This is a genomic window from Micromonospora mirobrigensis (assembly GCF_900091555.1).
Classification (GTDB): Bacteria; Actinomycetota; Actinomycetes; order Mycobacteriales; family Micromonosporaceae; genus Micromonospora; species Micromonospora mirobrigensis.
This window is the reverse complement of the sequence record NZ_FMCX01000020.1, coordinates 1-1,319: the sequence shown is the minus strand read 5'-3', so window position 1 is coordinate 1,319 and position 1,319 is coordinate 1. Positions and strand designations below refer to the sequence as shown.

1 protein-coding gene is annotated in these 1,319 nt (G+C 70.4%); it reads right to left on the bottom strand.

The genetic code is table 11. The features are described 5' to 3' along the window. Nucleotides 1–16 precede the first annotated feature (16 nt). Nucleotides 17–1,075, bottom strand: coding sequence for an IS110 family RNA-guided transposase (locus GA0070564_RS28695; protein ID WP_091616464.1), 1,059 nt, complete (start codon nucleotides 1,073–1,075; stop codon nucleotides 17–19). Between the last annotated feature and the right edge of the window lie 244 nt (nucleotides 1,076–1,319).

Here is a 1,319-nt window from a genome sequence, read left to right as displayed (position 1 = left end):
GATGCTCCTATGGATGTCAAGGGGTGTTGAGGGCGGTGAAGTCGGTGAGGAGGGCGGCGTGGACCTCGCGGACGACGTATCGCTTGAGGCACCGCATGATCTCTTTCTTGCCGAGGCCCTGTTTGGTGCGTTTCTCAACGTAGGCGCGGGTTCGGGGGTCGTAGCGCATCCGGCTGAGCACGATCGTGTGCAGGGCGTTGTTCGCGGCTCGGTCGCCGCCGCGGTTGAGGCGGTGCCGGTCGATGCGTCCGCTGCTGGCGGGGATCGGGGCGGCGCCGCAGAGGTGGGCCAGGGCCGCTTCGGAACGTAGCCGGTCGGGATTGTCGCCGGCGGTGGTCAACAGTTGCCCCGCGACTTCCGGTCCGGCGCCGAACAGGCTGCTCAGGGCCGGTGCGGTGCGGGCGACGGCGGGGCGCAGTCGCCGATCGGCGTGGGAAATCTCGGCGTTGAGCGCAGCGATCCGGGCGGCGATCGCGGCGAGGGCGGCGTTCGTGGCGTGGACCGGGTCGATGATCGCGGACTCATCGACACGCAGTTCGGCGCATCGTTGGACGAGCGCGGCCCCGGTGAGGCCGGCCAGATCCTCCCGCAGCGAGTCCGGCGCGGAGGTGATCAGGCCGTGGAGCTGGTTGAGGGCGGCGGTGCGGGCCTTGACCGCGCCGCGGCGGGCGACCCGCAGGGCACGGATCGCCTCGACCGGGCCGGTGCGGGTCTTCGGGACACCAGCGGCCTGCCCGGACAGGGCCGCGCGGGCGGCGGCGAGGGCATCGATCGGGTCGGACTTGCCCTTGCTCCGGCGAGTCTTGCGGTCAGGGCGGTCGATCTCGACGACGGTGACGCCCGACGCGCTCAAGTGCCGCGCCAGGCCAGCGCCATAGGCGCCGGTGCCCTCCACCCCGACCCTGACGACCCGGCCGAAGCCGCGCAGCCAGGCCAGCAACTGCTGATACCCGGCTGCGGTGGCCGGGAACTCCTGATCACCGAGCACCCGACCCGCGTGGTCGACCGCAGCGGCGTGATGCGTCTTCCCGTGGGTATCAACCCCACCCGTGACCTGGCGCTTCTTGGCTGTCATCCTGGAACCGTCGTCCCTTTCGCTTGCACCGACAGGGTCGGCACGCACCCGCCGGGACGGGCGGACAGGACAGTGACGGGGCCTCTTGCACAGGCTCCTATCAGGTCACGACGCCCCTGCCAGTGACGTGCAGGACGGGGTCACCCGGAACCGATCGACGAATCGCTCAACAGGACAGCAACGTCGGTCAGTCGGTGAGTCAGACCGGACCGGGTGACCCCACCTACATCCTCACTGTCAGTCG

Excerpts from the sequence above, each read along its gene's own strand:
- GA0070564_RS28695 (WP_091616464.1), bottom strand. The coding sequence starts at position 1,075 with ATGACAGCCAAGAAGCGCCAGGTCACGGGTGGGGTTGATACCCACGGG.